Raw genomic sequence first — 21,081 nt, 5'->3', positions numbered from 1 at the left:
GTTTCCGGTTCCTGACGAGAAGGCCATGTCCAAGGAAGAACCGTCCGGCCGCCTGCTCTCGAAAGTGGCCAAGTTCGTGCGCAATCCGCTCAAGGACTGGGCCGAACTCGATGTGCAGGAGACCGGCACCGACGAGAACGGCTACAGCCGCGAGATGCTCAAGGAGATGATCGAGCGGCGCCAGCGCAACGACTTCGTGCGCCGCCGTGAGTTCGACGTGCTGCGCAAGCTGCGCCAGCGCGAGGCGTCGGGTGCGCACGACCCCGATCAGCCGTCCTCGCTCAACGTCGGCAACACCTCGGGCAAGACCGAGGGCCGGGCCCTGACGCTCAAGAAGATCGACGAGATCGAAGAGCAGATGTCCCAGCAGTGGTGGAAGGGCGGCCCGGCCGAGGAGGCGGTCTCGTCGGTCAATCCCGAGTACCTGGCCGAGCAGCGGGCGCGCGCCTATGCCGACACCACGCCCGGATTGCCGCCCGAACATGCGGTGCCCGCGTCGTCTCCGATGGCCTTCGACGCTGCGCCGTCGAGCGTGCCGTCGCCGCTGCTGGTCTACGACAGTGCGCTGGACGAGGCCTCGATCCGCTTCGCCCATGGCGACGATGCCGGCGCCGAATCGATCCTGCTGCAGAGCCTGGTGGCCGACGGCCAGGGCGACCACAACGAAAACTGGCTGGCGCTGCTCGACCTCTACCGCGCGACCGGCGATGCCGAGAAATTCGCGGCCGCCAGCACCCGCTATGCCCAGCGGCTCAAGCGCAACGGTCCCGAGTGGGTGTCGCTGCGGGCACTGGCGCGGAACGTGAAGACGCAGGCGGCGGTGGGCGGCGGGCAGGAAGCCGACTGGCGCTGCCCGCCCCAGGTCACGCGCGAAAGCCTGGCCGAACTCACGCGTGCCCTGTCGGCGGCTGGCAACATCTGGACGCTCGACTGGCGGCTGCTGAGCGGCATCGAGCCCAATGCGGCCGGGCCGCTGCGCGCCCTGTTCGCCCACTGGGCGGCCTCGCCGGTGGACATGCGCTTCGTGGGCGTCGGGCGCCTGCTGGCCGTGCTCGAGAAAGCCACGCCGGTCAACGAACGGAACATCGAACAGGGGTGGTGGCAACTGCGCATGGCGGCGCTGCGCCTGCTGAACGCGGTCGACCCCTTCGAGATGGCCGCGCTCAACTACTGCATCACCTACGAGGTGTCGCCACCGCCGTGGGAGGAGCCTCGCGGGCGCTGCCTGCCGTCGGAAGCGTCGACCACGCCGCGCGCCGGCCTGGCCGCCCTCTCGGTCGAGGCCGTGACCGCCGCGAGCGCCGGACCGGATTCGATGCGGGCCTCGCTGGCCGGCGACCTGAGCGGCGATTCGGTTTCGACCTGGCGCCGTCTGGACGCCGAGATCGCCGAGGCGGGTACGGGCCAGCCGGCGGCTGCGGCGACCATTTCCTGCGCCGCGCTGGTGCGGCTCGACCTCACGGCCGCGGGCACGCTGCTGAGCTGGGTGACCGCGCGCGACGCCAGCGGCCAGCGTGTGCAGTTCGTCGACGCACACCGCCTGATCGCGGCCTTCTTCAAGGTCGTGGGCATCGCCGATCACGCGCTGGTGCGGGTGCGCGAGAACTAGGCCGGGGCCTCCATCACCCATGGGCTCGCAACGGTCAAGGTCTGGACTTTCCAGGCCGAGGCCCAACTGCAGGCCCTGCTGCGCGACGGCCTGCTGACGGGCCATTGGACGCACGTGGCGCCGGACGATGCGGTGGCGTACCGTTCCATGTGCCAGGCGATGGCGGCCCGGGGGCTGTCGTGCGGCGCCCATCCGCCGGTCTGGGGGTGGCATTCCTGTGGCGCGCACCAGCAGCCGCCCGATGCCGAGGTGGCGCGCATGCTGCTCAGCGACCACCAACTGGAGGAGAACGGAATGGTCCTGCTCGCGCTGGAATGCCCCGCCGATCAGGTGCTGGCTTCCGACTACGGCGCCTGGTGCGAGCGGGTCTACTTCGCCGATGCGGCGCGGCGCCTGCCGGGCGAGACGCAAGCGGCGCGCGCGCTCTTCGAGATCGACCATGCGGCGCTGCCGCCCGATGCGCTGATCCAGGCGACCCTGCCTTGCGTCCGCCGCGATTGGCTGGTCCAGGCGCGGCAGCTCGCGTGGGACGCGCAGGGCGGGGTGCGCATCCTCGACGCACCGTATCTTCCGCAAGGCTTCTGAGGCCTGCCTGCTCTTGCATTGGCGCCGGGTATCCCCAAGTGGCTCCGATGGAACAATTTCACGGAACCACGATCATCAGCGTGCGCCGCAAGGGCCCCGGAGGCGACCAGGTCGCCATCGGCGGCGATGGGCAGGTCACGCTCGGCAACATCGTCATCAAGGGCTCGGCGCGCAAGGTGCGCCGGCTGCACCACGGCAAGGTCATCGCGGGCTTTGCCGGCGCCACCGCCGATGCCTTCACGCTGTTCGAGCGCTTCGAGGCCAAGCTCGAGAAGCACCAGGGCCAGCTGGCCCGCGCCGCGGTCGAGCTGACCAAGGACTGGCGCACCGACCGCGTGCTGCGCCGCCTCGAGGCGATGCTGGCCGTGGCCGACGCCACCACCTCGCTGATCATCACCGGCAACGGCGACGTGCTCGAGCCCGAAGACGGCATCGTGGCCATCGGTTCGGGCGGCGCCTATGCGCAGTCCGCTGCCAAGGCGCTGCTCGAGAACACCGAACTCTCGGCCGCCGAGATCGTCAAGAAGTCGCTCGAGATCGCGGGCGACCTCTGCATCTACACCAACATGCACCACACGATTGAGACGCTCTGACATGTCCATGACCCCGCAGGAGATCGTCTCCGAACTCGACAACCACATCGTCGGCCAGCCGGACGCCAAGCGCGCCGTGGCCATTGCGCTGCGCAACCGCTGGCGCCGCCAGCAGGTCGAGGGCGCGCTGCGCCACGAGATCACGCCCAAGAACATCCTGATGATCGGCCCGACCGGCGTCGGCAAGACCGAGATCGCGCGCCGCCTGGCACGCCTGGCCGATGCGCCCTTCATCAAGGTCGAGGCCACCAAGTTCACCGAGGTCGGCTACGTCGGCAAGGACGTCGACGCCATCATCCGCGACCTGGCCGAGATCGCGGTCAAGCAGACCCGCGAGAAGGAAAGCACCAAGGTGCGCATGCGCGCCGAGGACGCGGCCGAGGAGCGCATCCTCGACGTGCTGCTGCCCCCCGCGCGCGGCACCGACGGCGCCGCCGTACCGGACGCGCCCAACCCGACCCGCCAGGCCTTCCGCAAGAAGCTGCGCGAGCACGAGCTCGACGACAAGGAGATCGAGCTCGACCTGGCCGAGACCCGCACGCCGCTCGAGATCATGGGTCCTGCCGGCATGGAGGAGATGACCGAGCAATTGCGCGGCATGTTCGGCCAGATGGGCGGCGCCCAGCGCAAGACGCGCAAGCTCAAGATCGCCGAGGCGATGCGTCTGCTGATCGACGAGGAGGCCGGCAAGCTGGTCAACGAGGAGGAGATCCGCGCGCAGGCGATTGCCAACGCCGAGCAGAACGGCATCGTCTTCATCGACGAGATCGACAAGGTCGCCACGCGCGCCGAGGCGCAGGGCAGCGACGTCTCGCGCCAGGGCGTGCAACGCGACCTGTTGCCGCTGGTCGAGGGCACGGCCGTGAGCACCAAGTACGGCGTGGTGCGCACCGACCACATCCTGTTCATCGCCAGCGGCGCGTTCCATGTGAGCAAGCCCAGCGACCTGATCCCCGAGCTGCAGGGCCGCTTCCCGATCCGCGTCGAGCTGCAGTCGCTGTCGGTGGCCGACTTCGAGGCCATCCTCACGCAGACCCGCGCCTCGCTGGTCAAGCAATACCAGGCGCTGCTGGCCACCGAAGGCGTGACCATCGACTTCGCGCCCGAGGGCATCACGCGGCTGGCGAGCATCGCCTTCGAGGTCAACGAGCGCACCGAGAACATCGGCGCGCGACGGTTGTCGACGGTGATGGAGCGCCTGCTCGACGAGATCAGCTTCGACGCCACCAAGCTGTCGGGGCAGACCGTGCGCATCGACGCGGCCTACGTCGATCAGCGGCTCGCGGCACTAAGTCACGACGAAGACCTCTCGCGCTTCATCCTCTGACGCGGGCCGCAAGGGTCCGTGGCTTCACGCAACACATTCATTGCGTGAGCTAAGTGCTTCATTTGCAACGGAATTCGCGGTTTCCGAAGGTTCGGAAACCGCGCTAAGTCGTTGATTCCATTACAAAAAATACCCGCGACACCTGATTGCACACCTTGGGTTTGCTGCTACAGTGGAAAAAAGTGCAGTTAAGTGGGAAAAAGTGTCGGTCTGTGCCTCGTCGAGGTGCCCGAACTCTCCCTTCACAAGGGTTTCGTGGCCGTGTTTCAAGGCGCTTCATCGCTGAGTCTGGATGCCAAGGGTCGCCTTTCAGTGCCGACCCGGCATCGTGACGTGCTGGCTGCAACGGCCGGCGGTCAACTCACGATCACACGTCACCCGCACGGTTGCCTGATGGTCTTTCCGCGCCCCGCCTGGGAGCAGTTCCGCGAACGCATCGCCGCGATGTCGCTCAAGGACCAGTGGCTCAAGCGCCTGTTCCTCGGCAACGCGATGGACGTCGACATGGACGGCACCGGCCGCGTGCTGGTGTCGCCCGAGCTGCGCGCCGCGGCCAACATCTCGCGCGATGCGCTGCTGCTGGGCATGGGCAGCCACTTCGAGCTGTGGGACAAGGCCACGCACGATGCCAAGGAGGCCGAAGCCATTCAGGCCGGTCTCGCTTCGGAGTCCTTCCAGGACCTCGCCTTCTGATGACGGGTGCTGCCTTGGACACTTCATGGACCCACACCACCGTCCTGCTGGATGAGGCGGTCGACGCGCTGACTGCCGACCGGCCGGACGCGCTCGGTGGCACCTTCGTGGATGCCACCTTCGGCCGCGGGGGGCATACCCGGCGGCTGCTGGAAAAACTGGCGCCGGAGGCCCGGCTCATCGCGTTCGACAAGGACGCGGAAGCGGTGGCCGAAGCAGCGCGCATCACCGATGCGCGTTTTTCCATCCGGCACCAGGGTTTCAAGGATCTGGGGGAGTTGCCGCCACGCAGCGTGGCCGGCTTGCTCATGGACTTGGGCATCAGCTCTCCGCAGATCGACAACCCCGCACGGGGTTTTTCTTTTCGTTTCGACGGCCCGCTCGACATGCGCATGGACACCACGCGCGGAGAGAGCGTGGCCGATTGGCTGGCAACGGCCGAAACTCAGCAGATTGCAGAGGTGATTCGTGACTATGGCGAAGAACGGTTTGCTGTTCAGATTGCAAAGGCGATTGATGCTCGCCGACAAGAACGGGGCCCAATTTCAACCACCACCGAGCTGGCCGAGCTCGTGGCTGGCGCGGTCAAAACCCGCGAGCAGGGCCAGAACCCTGCAACGCGCACATTTCAGGCTCTTCGGATTTTCATCAACGCCGAGCTTGAAGAGCTGCAACAAGCGCTAGAGGCCAGCCTCTCGGTGCTGGCGCCCGGCGGGCGGCTCGCGGTGATCGCCTTCCACTCGCTGGAAGACCGCATCGTCAAGCAGTTCATCGCGGCCCACTCGAAGGAGGTCTACGACCGCCGTGCGCCGTTCGCGGCGCCCAAGGTGATGAAGCTGCGCGCGCTGGGCCGGGTCCGCCCGTCGGCGGCCGAGGTGGCGGGCAACCCGCGTTCGCGCAGCGCGATCCTGCGGATCGCGGAGCGCACCGAGAGCTGACATGGCCCGCCTCAACATCCTCCTGCTCATGGCCGTGATGGCGACCGCGCTGTTCCTCGTGCACACGCAGTACCGTTCGCGCCTGCTCTTCACCGAGCTCGACCGCGCGAACACCGAGGCGCGCCGGCTCGAGGTCGACGGCGAGCGGCTGCAGGTCGAGAAGCGGGCGCAGGCCACGCCGTTGCGCGTCGAGAAGCTGGCCAAGGAGCAGCTCAAGATGCGCACCACCACGCCGGCCATCACGCAGTACGTGCGTGCCGACGGCACGGTGATTCCGCCGATTCCTGCGCCTGCTGCATCGGCAGCCAAGCCGCCCGCCACCCGGAGGGCCGGCTGATGGCCCGCAACAGCCGCAGCGTCCAGTACACGACCAGCCCCTTGCTCGCGAGCAAGACGCCGGTCTGGCGCAGCAAGTTCATCGTGGCCGCGATCGCGCTCGGCTTCGTGGTGCTGGCCGCCCGCGCCACCTACGTGCAGGTGATCGGCAACGACTTCTTCCAGCGCCAGGGCGAGGTGCGCTTCGCTCGCACGCTCGAACTGCCGGCCAACCGCGGCCGCATCCTCGATCGCAACGGCCTGCTGCTCGCGTCGAGCGTGGTCGCGCCCAGCATCTGGGCCATTCCCGAAGACGTCGAGCGCAACGACCCCGAGGTGCGCGCCAAGCTCAAGCAGGTGGCCAAGCTGCTGGGCATGGCGCAGAAGGATTTCGACAAGAAGCTCGAGGACGAGGACAAGACCTTCGTCTGGATCCAGCGCCAGGTCGATGCACCCATCGCCAAGCAGATCGCCGACCTCAACCTCAAGGGCATCTACCAGCGCAAGGAATACAAGCGCCAGTACCCCGAAGGCGAGGCCGCCGCGCATGTGGTCGGCTTCACCAACGTGGAAGACCACGGCCAGGAAGGCATCGAGCTTGCGTTCGACAAGGACCTGGCCGGCAAGGCCGGCTCGCGCCGCGTGATCAAGGACCGGCTGGGCCGCGTGGTCGAAGGCGTGGGCGAGACCGTGCCGCCGCTCGACGGCAAGGACATCCAGCTCAGCGTCGACAGCAAGGTGCAGTTCTTCGCCTACCAGAAGCTGCGCGACGCGGTGATCGCGCGCAAGGCCAAGGCCGGCAGCGTGGTGGTGCTCGACGCCATCACCGGCGAAGTGCTGGCGCTGGCCAACTACCCGAGCTACGTGCCCGACAAGCGCCAGAACCTGACCGGCGAACAGCTGCGCAACCGCGCCATCACCGACACCTTCGAACCCGGTTCGACCATGAAGCCGATCACCGTCGCCATGGCGCTCGAGGCCGGTCGCGTGAAGCCGTCGACGATCATCGATACCGCGCCCGGCCGCTACCAGCTCGGCGGCTTCACCATCAGCGACACGCACAACTACGGCGCGCTGACGGTCGAGGGCGTGATCCAGAAGTCGAGCAACGTCGGCGCGCTCAAGATCGCGCAGAAGATGACGCCGCACGAGATGTGGGACACCTACACCGCGCTCGGCTACGGCCAGAAGCCGCAGATCCAGTTCCCCGGTGCGGTCACCGGCCGGCTGCGCCCCTGGAAGAACTGGAAGCCGGTCGAGCAAGCCACGATGGCCTACGGCTACGGCCTGTCGGCCTCGCTGTTTCAGATGGCACATTCGTACACCGCTTTCGCGCACGACGGCAGCATCATCCCGGTGACGATGCTCAAGAGCCCGGAGCCGGCCGTCGGCGTGCGGGTGTTCTCGGCCGAGAACGCGCACGCGGTGCGCAAGATGCTGCAGATGGCCGCGGGCCCCGGCGGCACCGGCCAGCTGGCGCAGACCGTGGGCTATTCGGTGGGCGGCAAGTCCGGCACCGCGCACAAGCAGGTCGGCAAGGGCTACGCGAGCAACAAGTACCGCGCCTGGTTCACCGGCATGGCGCCGATCGAGACACCCCGCATCATCGTCGGCGTGATGATCGACGAGCCCGGCGACGGCCGCTATTTCGGCGGCATCGCGGCCGCCCCGGTGTTCAGCGAAGTGGTGCAGCAGACGCTGCGCATGATGAACGTGGCGCCGGACATGGCGGTGAAGCCGCTGGTCATCACCCAGGGCGTGGACGAGAGCTTTTAATGGACGACGACATTCTCCTTTCCAGCCCCAACGAAGCCGCGCACTGGCTGCGTTCGTGCGTGCCGGGCGACCTGCATGCCGACAGCCGCCGTGTCGGCGACGGCGACGCCTTCATCGCCTGGCCCGGCGCCGCCACCGACGGCCGCGCCCACGTGGCCGCGGCGCTGGCGCAGGGTGCGGTCGCCTGCCTGGTCGAGCGCGAGGGCGTCGAGGCCTTCGATTTCGAACACGAGGGCATCGCGTCCTTCGCCGGCCTCAAGGCCGCCACCGGCCCGATCGCTTCGTCTTTCTACGGCCAGCCTTCGAGCCAGATCCCGCTGATCGCCGTCACCGGCACCAACGGCAAGACCTCGACCGCCTGGTGGCTGGCCGAAGCGTTGTCGCAGCGCCCCGGCCAGGGGCCGTGCGCGCTGGTCGGCACGCTCGGCATCGGCGTGCCGCCCGACATGGTCCACACCGGCCTGACCACGCCCGACCCCGTCATGCTGCAGCGCGAGCTGCGCGGCTTCGTGGCGCGCGGCTTCAGCGCCTGCGCCATCGAGGCCTCGTCGATCGGCATCGTCGAGCGCCGCCTCGACGGCTGCGAGATCCGCGTCGCGGTGTTCACCAATTTCACGCAGGACCATCTCGACTACCACGGCGACATGGACGCCTACTGGGAAGCCAAGGCCGAGCTGTTCCGCTGGCCGGGCCTGGGCGCCGCGGTGGTCAACATCGACGACCTGCACGGCGCGAGCCTGGTGGCCCAACTGATCGACCGCGGCACCGGCGCGCTGGACATCTGGACCGTGTCGGCCGGCGGCGGCGCCGCGCGGCTGATGGCCCGGGACATCCACTACGGCGCGGAAGGCCTGCGCTTCGACGTGGTCGAGCAGGGCGCGGCGCCGCAGTCTCTCGCGACCCAACTCATCGGCCAGTACAACGTGGCCAACCTGCTGGGCGTGATCGGTGCGCTGCGCGCGCTGGGCATGACGCTGGCGCAGGCGGTCGACGCCTGCCGCGGCCTGCACAGCGTGCCCGGCCGCATGGAGCGCGTCGCGCTGCCGGGCCAGCCGCTGGCGGTGGTCGACTATGCCCACACCCCCGATGCGCTCGACAAGGCGCTGGCCGGCCTGCGCCCGTTGGCCGAGCAGCGCGGCGGCAAGCTGTGGTGCGTGTTCGGCTGCGGCGGCGATCGCGATGCGACCAAGCGGCCGATGATGGCCGCCGTGGCCGAAGGCCAGGCCGACCGCGTGGTGCTGACCAGCGACAACCCGCGCAGCGAGAAGCCGGCCGTCATCCTGAGCCAGATCCTGCTGGGCCTGTCCCGGCCCGACGCGGCGCAGGTCGAGCCCGACCGCGCCGTGGCCATCGCCACTGCGCTGGCGCAGGCCGCGCCCGAAGACGTGGTGCTGATCGCCGGCAAGGGCCACGAGGCCTGGCAGGAGATCGCGGGCGAGCGCATCGCCTTCTCCGACCGCGTGCATGCGATCGACGCGCTGACCGCGAGGCGCGCCGCATGACGCAAGCCCACACCACCCCCATGACGACGCTGGGCCAGTTGCTGGCCTGGGTGCCCGATGCGCGCCTGGTGGGCGACCCCGCCACGCCGATCTCGCGCGTGCACACCGACAGCCGTACGCTGCTGCAGGGCGACCTGTTCGTGGCGCTCAAGGGCGAACGCTTCGACGCCAACGCCTTTCTGGCCGACGCCCGCGCGAGCGGCGCGGTCGCGGCCATCGCGCACGGCGGCCTGCGCGAAGCCGGCCTGGCCGGCCTCGAGGTGCCCGACACGCTGCGCGCCCTGGGCGCGCTGGCCGCCGGTTGGCGCGCGCAGTTCGCACTGCCGCTGGTGGCTGTGACCGGCAGCAACGGCAAGACCACCGTCACGCAGATGATCGCGACGATCCTGCGCGCCGCCTGGGGCGAGCGCGCGTTCGCCACCGTCGGCAACTTCAACAACGAGATCGGCCTGCCGCTCACGCTGCTGCGGCTGCGTGCCCAGCACCAGCTCGCCGTGGTCGAACTGGGCATGAACCACCCGGGCGAGATCGCCCGGCTGGCCGCGATCGCCAAGCCCACCATCGCGCTGGTGAACAACGCGCAGCGCGAGCACCAGGAATTCATGCTCAGCGTCGAAGCGGTGGCGCTCGAGAACGCCGCCGTGTTTTCGGCGCTGCCCGACAACGGCACGGCCGTGTTTCCCGAAGGCGATGTGTTCACGCCGCTGTGGAACGAGATCGCGCGCGAAGGCGCCACGCGCCGCTGCATGACCTTCGGCGACTCGCCCGATGCCGACATCTCGCTGGGCAGCGCCGAATGGCGCGGTGGCGCCTGGCAGGTCGAGGTGCGCACGCCGCTCGGCGCGTTCCACGCGGCGCTGCACATCGCGGGCCGCCACAACGTCATCAACGCGCTGGCCGCCACGGCGTGTGCGCTGGCGACAGGCGTGTCGATCGAGAAGATCGCCGAAGGCCTGGGGAGCTTCGAGCCGGTCAAGGGCCGTTCGCGCGCCGTCGAACTGTCGACGGGCGAGGGCCGCACGCTCACGCTGATCGACGACAGCTACAACGCCAACCCCGACTCCGTGCGCGCCGCCATCGACGTGCTGGCCGCACTGCCCGGACCGCGACTGCTGGTGCTGGGCGACATGGCCGAGGTGGGCGACCAGTCCGAGCACTACCACGCCGAAGTCGGCACCTGGGCGCGCGAGCAGGGCATCGAAATGCTGTTCGCGCTGGGCGAGGCCACGGCCCACAGCGTCGAGGCCTTCGACGATGCGCGCCAGCGTCGCGACGGCCGGCACTTCGGCGACATCGACGCGCTGCAGGCCGCGGTGCGCGAGCAGTTGCCGCGGACCGCCAGCGTGCTGGTCAAGGGCTCGCGTTCCATGCGCATGGAACGGGTGGTGCAGGCCGTGACCGCTGCCGCCGCGCATCCCGTATCGAACAACAACAACGAGGAGGCCGGTCATGCAGCATGAACCGCGCAACACCCCATGCTGATGAGCCTGGCCCAATGGCTGCAGACCCTTTCGCCGGAGCTCGGGTTCCTGCGCGTCTTCGGCTACCTGACCTTCCGCGCGCTGATGGCCGCGACCACCGCGCTGCTGATCGGCCTGGCGGTCGGCCCCTACGCCATCCGTCGGCTGACGGCACTCAAGATCGGCCAGCCGGTGCGCGGCTACGGCATGGAAACGCACCTGAGCAAGAGCGGCACGCCCACCATGGGCGGCGTGCTGGTGCTGTTCTCGATCGCGTTCTCCACCGTGATGTGGTTCGACCTGAGCAACCGCTTCGTCTGGATCGTGCTGTGGGTGACGCTGGGTTTCGGCGCCATCGGCTGGGTCGACGACTGGCGCAAGGTGGTGCGCAAGGACCCCGAAGGCATGCGCTCGCGCGAGAAGTACCTGTGGCAGTCGCTGGTCGGCCTGGTTGCCGGTTTCTATTTGCTGTTCAGCATCTCCGAGAGCTCCAACTGGCGCGTGCTGGAGCTGTTTGGTGCCTGGGTGCGCTCGGGCTTCGCGCTCGAGTTCTCGCCCAAGATCAACCTGCTGGTGCCTTTCTTCAAGGAGATCAGCTACCCGCTGGGCGGCATCGGCTTCGTGATCCTGACCTACCTGGTGATCGTCGGCGCGAGCAACGCGGTGAACCTCACCGATGGGCTCGACGGCCTGGCGATCATGCCGGTGGTGATGGTCGGCTCGGCGCTGGGCGTGTTCGCCTACGTCACCGGCAGTTCGGTGTACTCGAAGTACCTGCTGTTCCCGCACATCCCCGGCTCGGGCGAGCTGCTGGTGTTCTGCTCGGCGATGGCCGGCGCGGGCCTGGCCTTCCTGTGGTTCAACACGCATCCGGCGCAGGTCTTCATGGGCGACGTCGGCGCGCTGGCGCTGGGTGGCGCGCTCGGCACCATCGCGGTCATCGTGCGCCAGGAGATCGTGTTCTTCGTGATGGGCGGCATTTTCGTGGTCGAGGCGATCTCGGTGATGGCCCAGGTCGCGTACTTCAAGTACACCAAGAAGCGCTTCGGCGAAGGCCGGCGCATCCTCAAGATGGCGCCGCTGCACCATCACTTCGAGAAGAGCGGCTGGCGCGAGACGCAGGTCGTGGTGCGCTTCTGGATCATCACGATGCTGCTGTGCCTCGTGGGTCTTTCCACGCTGAAGCTGCGGTAGGCAAACCATGCGGCACCTGAAAGACCTCCCCGTTCTCGTCCTCGGCCTCGGTGCATCCGGGCTGGCGATGGCGCGCTGGTGCGCGCGCCACGGTGCGCAGGTCACGGTCGCCGACACGCGCGAAGCACCGGCGCTGCTCGCGCGGCTCCAGGCCGAATGGCCCGAGGTGGTCTTCGTCGGTGGGCCGCTCCGCGCCGCGCTGATCGAGGGCACGCCGGTGCGCGCGGTGTACTGCTCGCCCGGCTTGACGCCGGCGACGCTGGCGCCGGTGGTCGATGCCGCGCGTGCGGTCGGCCTGCCGGTCGGCGGCGAGCTGGATCTGTTCGCGCGTGCGTTGAGCGATCTGCGCACGGTCGAGCTGCCGGTCGAGGTCGAGCCCGTGCGCGAGGTCCAGCTGCAGATCGAGATGGCGCCGCAGACGCCGGACACACTGGAGACGCCCGAAGAGGTGGTCGCTGCAGAGCCGGCGGCGGAAGCGCCGCCGTCTGCCGATGCATCCCTGTCGACCGAAACGACCGAGACGACCGAGACGACCGAGACGACCGAAGCGGGCACCGTCGAGCCCGAGCAACCGGCCACGCCGAGCGCGATGGCCGAGGCCCTGCCACGCGATCCGTCGACCCGCGTGGCGGTGGCGCAGCCCGAAGAGGCCGAGCCGGCCGATGCCGATGCCGAAGCTGCAACCGAAGTCCCTGCCGCGCCCGCTGCAGTCCCTCGCCAGCCGTTCGCTGGCCAGCCCTACGTTCCCAGCGCGGCCAAGGAGGCGGCCGAGTTCGTGGCAAGCATCGCCGAACTGGCAGCTTCGAACCCGGCTTCGGCGGCGGTCGAAGAGGCCGCGCCCGCGCCCGTGCCCGAACCGCCGCCGGCCGCCGAACCCGCACCGCCCAAGGGCTACGAACCCGCGGTGCTGGCCATCACCGGCACCAACGGCAAGACCACCGTCACCGCGCTCACCGGCCAACTGGTCGAGCGCGCAGGCAAGACCGTGGCCGTGGCCGGCAACATCGGCCCGACCTTGCTCGACACCTTGAGCGCGCACATGGATGCCGACACGCTGCCCGAGGTCTGGGTGCTCGAACTCTCGAGCTTCCAACTCGACAGCGTGCAGGGCTTCGAGCCCACGGCGGCCACGGTGCTCAACCTCACGCAGGACCATCTCGACTGGCACGGCGACATGGCCTCGTATGCGGCCGCCAAGCAGCGCATCTTCGGCGCGCGCGGCCTGATGATCCTGAACCGCGACGACGCGGGCGTGATGGCGATGCTGCCGCCGCCGGTGCGCGTCAAGCTGCAGCGCCCGCAGATCCGTGCCCACATCACTTTCGGCGCCGGCCTGCCGCTGCGGCCATCCGATTTCGGCATCGAGCGCATCAACGGCATGGCCTGGCTGGTGCGCGCGCTCGAGGCCGACGAAACCATCAAGCGCAAGCGCGGCGCGGCGGCCCAGGAAGAAGACATCATCCTGCAGCGCCTGATGCCGGCCGATGCGCTGCGCATCCGCGGCCAGCACAACGCCCTCAACGCACTGGCCGCGCTCGCGCTCGCCAGCGCCGCAGGCTGCCAACTGGGCCCGATGCTCTACGGCCTGCGCGAGTACCAGGGCGAGCCGCACCGCGTCGAGTCGGTCGCGATCCTCGGCCAGGTCGAGTACTTCGACGACAGCAAGGGCACCAACGTGGGCGCGACCGTGGCCGCGCTGGGCGGCCTCGGCGCCGAGCGCCGCGTGGTCGCGATCCTGGGCGGCGACGGCAAGGGCCAGGATTTTTCGCCACTGGCCGCCCCGGTGCGCCAGTTCGCGCGTGCGGTGGTGCTGATCGGCCGCGACGCGCCGGTGATCGAGGCCGCGCTGGCCGACACCGGCGTCACCGTCGTGCATGCCGAGTCGATGGAACAGGCCGTGCGATTGGCCGCGCGCCGCGCCCAACCGGGCGACGCGGTGCTGCTGTCGCCGGCCTGCGCGAGCTTCGACATGTTCAGGGACTACGGTCACCGCGCCGCGGTCTTCTGCGAGGCCGTCCAGGCCCTGCCCGAGACCTCGTACGACGGCATCGACGAAGGGCACGCCGCATGAACAACGCCAGCGCCGCCACCCCCAACGAAGCGCCGGGCCGCCTCAAGGGCTGGTTCACGCGCGCCGCCAAGAGCGGCATCGATGCCTTGCCGATGCACCTGCCGGTGCGGCTGGGCGGCGGCACCATGTCGCAGACCAAGGCCGCGCCGATGCGCGTGCTGGGCTTCGACCAGGCGCTGCTGTGGGTCACGCTGGCGCTGCTGGCCTGGGGCGCGGTGATGGTCTATTCGGCCTCGATCGCATTGCCGGACAACCCGCGCTTCGCGCGCGCCGGCTACGGGCCGATGTTCTTCTTCCTGCGGCACGTGCTGTTCATCTCGATCGCCTTCGTGGCGGCGCTGCTGGCCTTCCAGATCCCGATGCAGACCTGGGAACGCATCGCCCCCTGGCTGTTCGTGGCATCGCTGCTGCTGCTGGTGGCGGTGCTGATCCCGCACGTCGGGCGCGTGGTCAACGGCGCACGCCGCTGGCTGCCGCTGGGCATCATGAACTTCCAGCCGTCCGAGCTGGCCAAGCTCGCGATGGTGCTCTATGCCGCCAGCTACATGGTGCGCAAGATGGAGATCAAGGAACGCTTCTTCCGGGCCGTGCTGCCGATGGGCGTGGCCGTGGTGGTGGTCGGCATGCTGCTTCTGGCCGAGCCCGACATGGGCGCTTTCATGGTGATCGCGGTCATCGCCATGGGCATCCTGTTCCTGGGCGGCGTCAATGCGCGCATGTTCTTCGTGATCGCCACGCTGGTGGTGGCGGCCTTCGCACTGATCGTGATGACCAGCGAATGGCGGCGCGAACGGATCTTCGCCTACCTCGACCCCTTCAGCGAAGCGCACGCGCTGGGCAAGGGCTACCAGCTCTCGCACTCGCTGATCGCGATCGGCCGCGGCGAGATCTTCGGCGTCGGGCTGGGCGGCAGCGTCGAGAAGCTGCACTGGCTGCCCGAGGCCCACACCGACTTCCTGCTGGCCGTGCTGGGCGAGGAGTTCGGCCTGATCGGCGTGCTGCTCGTGATCGGTCTGTTCCTCTGGCTCACGCGCCGGATCATGCACATCGGCCGCCAGGCCATCGCGCTCGACCGCGTGTTCTCCGGCCTCGTGGCCCAGGGCATCGGCATCTGGATCGGCTTCCAGTCCTTCATCAACATGGGCGTGAACCTGGGCGCGCTGCCGACCAAGGGCCTGGGCCTGCCGTTGATGAGCTTCGGCGGCTCGGCGATCCTGATGATCTCGATCGCGCTGGCGGTGGTGCTGCGGGTCGACTATGAAAACCGCGTCCTCATGCGCGGAGGCCGCGTATGAGGACGTGGTTTCGCCAGAATCGAGTCAGCGCGAAGCGCTGCGGCGCGCAAGCGACGCTCATGCGCGGAGGCCGCATATGACCCGCACCGCACTGGTCATGGCCGGCGGCACCGGCGGCCACATCTTCCCCGGCCTGGCCGTGGCCGAGGCGCTGCGCGAACGCGGCTGGACCGTGCACTGGCTGGGCGCGCCCGGCAGCATGGAGCAGCAACTCGTGCCGCCGCGCGGCTTCGCCTTCGAGCCGGTGCAGTTCGGCGGCCTGCGCGGCAAGGGCCCGCTCACGGTGCTGATGCTGCCGGTGCGCCTGCTGCGCGCCTTCGCGCAGAGCATCGGCGTGCTGCGCCGCGTGAAGCCCGATGTGGTCATCGGCCTGGGCGGCTACATCACCTTCCCGGGTGGCCTGATGAGCGTGCTGCTCGGCAGCCCACTGGTGCTGCACGAGCAGAACTCGGTCGCGGGCCTGGCCAACAAGGTGCTGGCCAGCGTTGCGAACCGGGTCTTCACCGCCTTCCCCAATGTGCTGAAGAACGCCGAATGGGTCGGCAATCCACTGCGCGCGGCCTTCACTTCGCAGCCCGACCCGGTCGCGCGCTTCGTCGGCCGCAGCGGGCCGCTGAAGCTGCTGGTCGTGGGCGGCAGCCTGGGCGCCCGGGCGCTCAACACCATCGTGCCCCAGGCGCTGGCACGCATCGCGCCCGGCGAGCGGCCGATCGTGCTGCACCAGAGCGGCGCCAAGCAGATCGACGAACTGCGTGCCAACTACGCGGCGGCCGGCGTCGACGCCGAGCTCACGCCCTTCATCGACGACACGGCCGAGGCCTATGCCATGGCCGACCTGATCGTCGCGCGCGCCGGTGCCAGCACCGTCACCGAAATCGCGGCCGTCGGCGCAGCAGCGCTGTTCGTGCCTTTTCCCTCGGCGGTGGACGACCACCAGACCACCAATGCGCGATTCCTGGTCGACGCGGGTGGCGGCTGGCTCGTTCAGCAGACCGAACTCACTCCCGAATTGCTGGCCGACTTGCTACAGAAAACAGAACGAACCACCTTGGTGGACAAGGCCTTGAAGGCCAGGACGATGCGGAAGACCGAGGCGGTCGACCTCGTGGTCCGCGCCTGCGAAGAACTCGCCGACAAAAAGAAGAAGGGGGGCCGCGCATGAAGCACGCCATCCGCCACATCCACTTCGTCGGCCTGGGCGGCGCCGGCATGAGCGGCATCGCCGAGGTGCTGTTCAACCTGGGCTACCAGATCTCCGGCTCCGACCTGAGCGACAGCGTCACGCTGCGCCGGCTCGCCGGCCTGGGCATCACCACCTATGTGGGCCACGGCGCGGCGAACATCGCGGGCGCCGATGCGGTCGTGACCTCGACCGCGGTGCAGTCCGCGAATCCCGAGGTGCTGGCCGCGCGCGAGAAGCGCATTCCGGTGGTGCCGCGCGCCATGATGCTGGCCGAGCTGATGCGTCTCAAGCAGGGCATCGCGATCGCCGGCACGCACGGCAAGACCACCACCACCAGCCTGGCGGCCAGCGTGCTGGCCGCCGCCGGGCTCGACCCGACCTTCGTGATCGGCGGGCGTCTCAACAGCGCCGGCGCCAACGCACAGCTGGGCAGCGGCGACTACATCGTGGTCGAGGCCGACGAGTCGGACGCGTCCTTCCTGAACCTGCTGCCGGTGATGGCGGTGGTCACGAACATCGACGCCGACCACATGGAGACCTACGGGCACGACTTCGGCAACCTCAAGAAGGCCTTCGTCGACTTCCTGCACCGCATGCCCTTCTACGGCGTGGCGATCCTGTGCACCGACGACGCCGCGGTGCGCGACATCGTGCCCGAGGTGACCTGCCCGGTGACCAGCTACGGCTTCAATGCCGACGCCCAGGTGCGTGCGGTCGACGTGCGGGCCGTGGGATCGCAGATGCATTTCACCGCGCAGCGCCGCAACGGCGTGACGCTGCCCGACCTGGACATCGTGCTCAACCTGGCGGGTGAGCACAACGTGCTCAACGCGCTGTCGGTGATCGCGATGGCGGTCGAGCTCGGCGTGCCCGACGAAGCCGTGCAGCGCGGCCTGGCCGACTTCAAGGGCGTGGGCCGCCGCTTCCAGAGCTACGGCGACGTGCCTGCGAAGGGCGCATCGGCCACGGGTGCCTTCACGCTGATCGAGGACTATGGCCACCATCCGGTCGAGATGGCGGCCACCATCGCCGCCGCGCGCGGCGCCTTCCCCGGCCGTCGGCTGATGCTGGCCTTCCAGCCGCACCGGTTCACCCGCACGCGCGACTGCTTCGAGGATTTCGTCAAGGTGCTGGGCACGGCCGACGCCGTGCTGCTGAGCGAGGTCTATGCCGCCGGCGAAGCCCCGATCGTCGCCGCCGACGGCCGTGCCCTGACGCGCGCGCTGCGCGTGGCCGGCAAGGTCGAGCCGGTGTTCGTCGACGAGATCGGCGAGATGGCGCAGGCCATCCTGGACAACGCCCGCGGCGGTGACGTCGTGGTCTGCATGGGCGCCGGTTCGATCGGCGCGGTACCGGGTCGGGTGGTCGAGCTGGGCGCTGGCGCCGGCTTGCCGAAGACGGGTTCTTTCACACGCGAGGGACGTGCACTGTGAGCACACCAGCCATCTCCACTTCTTCTGCTTCTTCACTGGGCAAGGTCGCCGTGCTGTTCGGCGGCACCTCGGCCGAGCGCGACATTTCCATTCTCTCGGGCACCGGCGTGCTCGAGGCGCTGCGCTCGCGCGGCGTCGACGCGCATGCCTTCGACCCCGCGGAACGCGACCTGGTCGAACTCAAGCGCGAAGGCTTCGCGCGCTGCTTCATCGCGCTGCACGGCCGCCACGGCGAAGACGGCACGGTGCAGGGCGCGCTCGAACTGCTGGGCATCCCCTACACCGGCTCGGGCGTCATGGCCTCGAGCGTGGCGATGGACAAGGTCATGACCAAGCGCATCTGGACGGCCGACGGCCTGCCGACGCCCAAGTACGTGCGCCTGGCCGCCGACCAGCAGAGCCGCGAGCAGATTCGTGTCGTGCCCGATGTGCTGGGCCTGCCGCTGATCGTCAAGCCACCGCGCGAGGGTTCGTCCATCGGTGTGACCAAGGTGCAGGGCTACTCCGAAATGCAGGACGCGGTTACGCTGTCGGCGAAGTACGACGCCGACGTGCTGTGCGAGGAATTCATCGAGGGCGAGGAAGTCACCTGTGCGGTGCTGGGCCACGGCCTCGACGCGCAGGCGCTGCCGGTGGTGCGCATCGCCGCACCCGAAGGCGCCTACGACTACCAGAACAAGTACTTCACCGACGACGTGAAGTACCACTGCCCGAGCGGCCTGCCGGAAGCGGAAGAGCGCGAGATCCAGCGCATCGCGCTGGCCGCCTACCGCACGCTGGGCTGCCGCGGCTGGGGCCGCGCCGACGTGATGATCCGCGCCAGCGACCGCAAGCCCTTCCTGCTCGAGATGAACACCTCGCCCGGCATGACCACGCATTCGCTGGTGCCGATGTCGGCGCGCGCGATCGGCATCGCCTACGAAGACCTGTGCGTCCGCGTACTAGCTTCGGCGGCTTTGGATTCGGAAGGCAAGGTCTAGCCCCATGGCCACCACCGCCCCCGTCCCCTTCGACGTCAAGCTGATGAACTTCACGGCCACGCTGGTGTTCGTGTCGTTCGCGCTGGTGTTGCTGGCGGCGGGCGCGTGGTGGGTGCTGCGGCAACCTTTCTTCCCGATCGCCGGCTTGAAGGTCGACGGTGAGGTCACGCACAACAACGCGGTCACGCTGCGCGCCAACGTGGCGCCCCAGTTGGCCGGCAACTTCTTCACGGTCGACCTGGCGCGCGCGCGCAGCGCCTTCGAGTCGGTGCCGTGGGTGCGCAAGGCGGTGGTGCGGCGCGAGTTCCCGAACCGGCTGCGCGCCACGCTGACCGAGCACGTGCCGGTGGCGCATTGGGGCGACGAGACGGCCTCGAAGATGGTCAACGGCTTCGGCGAAGTGTTCGAAGCCAACACGGCCGAGGTCGACGACGACCTGCCACGCCTCGAAGGCCCGATCGAGCAGGCCAGCCAGGTGCTGGGCATGTACCGGCTGCTGGCCCCGCTGTTCCAGCCCTACGACCTGAGGGTCGAGGAGCTGGGCCTGTCGAGCCGCGGCAGCTGGCATGTGCTGCTGGACAACGGCGCCACGGTCGAACTCGGCCGTGGCCGCAGCGAAGAAGTGGTGGTGCGGACCGAACGTTTCCTGCGCACCGTGAAGCAAGTGGCCGCGCAGTACGGGCGCACCGTGGCTTCGGTGGAGGGCGCGGACCTGCGTCACAACGAAGGCTATGCGCTGCGGATGCGCGGCGTCACCACGGTCGTCACCGACCCCAAGAAGAAATAAGCGAATACCGAGGACATTTCATGCCCAAAGAATACAAAGACCTGGTCGTCGGCCTCGACATCGGCACCGCCAAAGTGATGGTGGTGGTGGCCGAGGTGCTGCCCAACGGCGAACTCAAGCTCGCGGGCCTGGGAGTGGCACCGAGCAACGGCCTGAAGCGCGGCGTGGTGGTGAACATCGACGCCACGGTGCAGAGCATCCAGCAGGCCTTGAAGGAGGCCGAACTGATGGCCGACTGCAAGATCGGGCGGGTCTACACCGGCATCACCGGCAGCCACATCCGCGGCATCAACTCCAGCGGCATGGTGGCGGTCAAGGACAAGGAAGTCACGCCGGCCGACGTGGCCCGCGTGGTCGAGACCGCGCGCGCGATCAACATCTCGAGCGACCAGCGCCTGCTGCTGGTCGAGCCGCAGGAGTTCGTGATCGACGGCCAGGACGTCAAGGAGCCGATCGGGATGAGCGGCATGCGCCTGGAAGCCAAGGTGCACATCGTGACCGGCGCCCAGAGCGCGGCCGAGAACATCATCAAGTGCGTGCGCCGCTGCGGCCTGGAGGTCGACCAGCTGATGCTGAATCCGCTGGCCTCGAGCCAGGCGGTGCTGACCGAGGACGAGCGCGAACTGGGCGTGTGCCTGGTCGACATCGGCGCCGGCACCACCGACGTGGCGATCTTCACCAACGGCGCGATCCGCCACACCGCGGTGATCCCGATCGCGGGCGACCTGATCACCAGCGACATCGCGATGGCGCTGCGCACGCCGACCAAGGACGCCGAGGACATCAAGGTCGAGAACGGCTATGCCAAGCAGCTGCTGGCCGACCCCGACACGCAGGTCGAAGTGCCGGGCCTGGGCGACCGCGGCCCGCGCATGCTGAGCAAGCAGGCGCTGGCTGGCGTGATCGAGCCGCGCATCGAGGAGATCTTCTCGCTGGTGCAGCAGGTCATCCGCGAATCCGGTTACGAAGAAGTGCTGTCGTCGGGCATCGTGCTGACCGGCGGCAGCGCAGTGATGCCGGGCATGGTCGAACTGGGTGAGGACATCTTCCTCAAGCCAGTGCGGCGCGGCATTCCGAAATACGCGAGCGCACTGTCCGACATGGTGGCGCAGCCCCGTGCCGCGACCGTGATGGGTCTGCTCGAGGAAGCCCGCTTTGCCCGCATGCGCGGCTACAAGGTGGCCCAGAAAAACGGTTCCGTGAAGACGGCCTTCGGCCGCTTCAAGGACTTCATCGTAGGAAATTTCTGATGCACCCCCAGTCTTCGCGCACGGCGTGTCGCTTCGCCACCCCCCTTCCAGGGGGCAACACCAGCAGCCCGGCAAAGCCGGTTCTGCGGT

Annotated in this window: 18 protein-coding genes; all 18 read left to right on the top strand. The window is 68.8% G+C overall.

The window, feature by feature from the left end; all coding sequences use genetic code 11:
• Positions 1 to 25: 25 nt before the first annotated feature.
• Complete coding sequence (locus ACSFBC_RS08575) at positions 26 to 1,609, top strand: STAS domain-containing protein (RefSeq protein ID WP_435509875.1); 1,584 nt, start codon at positions 26 to 28, stop codon at positions 1,607 to 1,609.
• 12 nt (positions 1,610 to 1,621) lie between these two features.
• Complete coding sequence (locus tag ACSFBC_RS08570) at positions 1,622 to 2,194, top strand: DUF3841 domain-containing protein (protein WP_435510053.1); 573 nt, start codon at positions 1,622 to 1,624, stop codon at positions 2,192 to 2,194.
• A 47-nt stretch (positions 2,195 to 2,241) separates the two neighbouring features.
• The gene (gene hslV / locus ACSFBC_RS08565; RefSeq protein WP_435509874.1) at positions 2,242 to 2,787 is read left to right on the top strand and encodes an ATP-dependent protease subunit HslV; all 546 of its coding nucleotides are present in this window, start codon (positions 2,242 to 2,244) and stop codon (positions 2,785 to 2,787) included.
• A gap of 1 nt (position 2,788) precedes the next feature.
• Positions 2,789 to 4,114: an ATP-dependent protease ATPase subunit HslU gene (gene hslU / locus ACSFBC_RS08560; RefSeq protein ID WP_435509873.1), complete on the top strand. Its 1,326-nt coding sequence runs from the start codon at positions 2,789 to 2,791 to the stop codon at positions 4,112 to 4,114.
• A gap of 261 nt (positions 4,115 to 4,375) precedes the next feature.
• Entirely contained in the window at positions 4,376 to 4,807 is a 432-nt protein-coding gene (gene mraZ / locus ACSFBC_RS08555; RefSeq protein WP_183024721.1) for a division/cell wall cluster transcriptional repressor MraZ, read from the top strand.
• Positions 4,808 to 4,821: 14 nt separating this feature from the next.
• Complete coding sequence (gene rsmH, locus ACSFBC_RS08550; RefSeq protein WP_435509872.1) at positions 4,822 to 5,745, top strand: 16S rRNA (cytosine(1402)-N(4))-methyltransferase RsmH; 924 nt, start codon at positions 4,822 to 4,824, stop codon at positions 5,743 to 5,745.
• Position 5,746: 1 nt separating this feature from the next.
• Positions 5,747 to 6,082, top strand: coding sequence for a cell division protein FtsL (gene ftsL, locus ACSFBC_RS08545; protein WP_435509871.1), 336 nt, complete (start codon positions 5,747 to 5,749; stop codon positions 6,080 to 6,082).
• Complete coding sequence (locus ACSFBC_RS08540; RefSeq protein WP_435509870.1) at positions 6,082 to 7,836, top strand: peptidoglycan D,D-transpeptidase FtsI family protein; 1,755 nt, start codon at positions 6,082 to 6,084, stop codon at positions 7,834 to 7,836. Before ftsL ends, ACSFBC_RS08540 begins: the two co-directional genes overlap by 1 nt.
• Positions 7,836 to 9,338, top strand: a complete 1,503-nt coding sequence (locus tag ACSFBC_RS08535; RefSeq protein WP_435509869.1) for a UDP-N-acetylmuramoyl-L-alanyl-D-glutamate--2,6-diaminopimelate ligase — start codon at positions 7,836 to 7,838, stop codon at positions 9,336 to 9,338. Before ACSFBC_RS08540 ends, ACSFBC_RS08535 begins: the two co-directional genes overlap by 1 nt.
• Positions 9,335 to 10,798 carry a UDP-N-acetylmuramoyl-tripeptide--D-alanyl-D-alanine ligase gene (locus ACSFBC_RS08530; protein ID WP_435509868.1) on the top strand — a complete coding sequence of 488 codons (1,464 nt, stop codon included), beginning with the start codon at positions 9,335 to 9,337 and terminating at the stop codon, positions 10,796 to 10,798. Before ACSFBC_RS08535 ends, ACSFBC_RS08530 begins: the two co-directional genes overlap by 4 nt.
• A 15-nt stretch (positions 10,799 to 10,813) precedes the next feature.
• Positions 10,814 to 11,992, top strand: a complete 1,179-nt coding sequence (gene mraY / locus ACSFBC_RS08525; protein WP_435509867.1) for a phospho-N-acetylmuramoyl-pentapeptide-transferase — start codon at positions 10,814 to 10,816, stop codon at positions 11,990 to 11,992.
• A gap of 7 nt (positions 11,993 to 11,999) precedes the next feature.
• Positions 12,000 to 14,063: a UDP-N-acetylmuramoyl-L-alanine--D-glutamate ligase gene (murD, locus tag ACSFBC_RS08520; protein WP_435509866.1), complete on the top strand. Its 2,064-nt coding sequence runs from the start codon at positions 12,000 to 12,002 to the stop codon at positions 14,061 to 14,063.
• Positions 14,060 to 15,358, top strand: coding sequence for a putative lipid II flippase FtsW (gene ftsW / locus ACSFBC_RS08515; RefSeq protein WP_435509865.1), 1,299 nt, complete (start codon positions 14,060 to 14,062; stop codon positions 15,356 to 15,358). Before murD ends, ftsW begins: the two co-directional genes overlap by 4 nt.
• Positions 15,321 to 16,520, top strand: a complete 1,200-nt coding sequence (murG, locus tag ACSFBC_RS08510) for an undecaprenyldiphospho-muramoylpentapeptide beta-N-acetylglucosaminyltransferase (protein ID WP_435509864.1) — start codon at positions 15,321 to 15,323, stop codon at positions 16,518 to 16,520. The genes ftsW and murG overlap by 38 nt, the downstream gene beginning before the upstream one ends.
• On the top strand, positions 16,517 to 17,974 hold the full coding sequence (gene murC, locus ACSFBC_RS08505) for a UDP-N-acetylmuramate--L-alanine ligase (protein WP_435509863.1): 1,458 nt from the start codon (positions 16,517 to 16,519) through the stop codon (positions 17,972 to 17,974). Before murG ends, murC begins: the two co-directional genes overlap by 4 nt.
• Positions 17,971 to 18,954, top strand: coding sequence for a D-alanine--D-alanine ligase (locus ACSFBC_RS08500; protein ID WP_435509862.1), 984 nt, complete (start codon positions 17,971 to 17,973; stop codon positions 18,952 to 18,954). The genes murC and ACSFBC_RS08500 overlap by 4 nt, the downstream gene beginning before the upstream one ends.
• Before the next feature lie 4 nt (positions 18,955 to 18,958).
• Positions 18,959 to 19,741: a cell division protein FtsQ/DivIB gene (locus tag ACSFBC_RS08495; RefSeq protein ID WP_435509861.1), complete on the top strand. Its 783-nt coding sequence runs from the start codon at positions 18,959 to 18,961 to the stop codon at positions 19,739 to 19,741.
• Between the two features lie 20 nt (positions 19,742 to 19,761).
• Positions 19,762 to 20,991: a cell division protein FtsA gene (ftsA, locus tag ACSFBC_RS08490; RefSeq protein WP_183024640.1), complete on the top strand. Its 1,230-nt coding sequence runs from the start codon at positions 19,762 to 19,764 to the stop codon at positions 20,989 to 20,991.
• The last annotated feature ends 90 nt before the right edge of the window (positions 20,992 to 21,081 follow it).

This window comes from Variovorax frigidus (assembly GCF_051216515.1).
In the GTDB taxonomy this organism is placed as follows: domain Bacteria; phylum Pseudomonadota; class Gammaproteobacteria; order Burkholderiales; family Burkholderiaceae_C; genus Variovorax.
The sequence above is the reverse complement of the archived record's forward strand: the minus strand, read 5'-3'. Positions and strand labels throughout refer to the sequence as shown.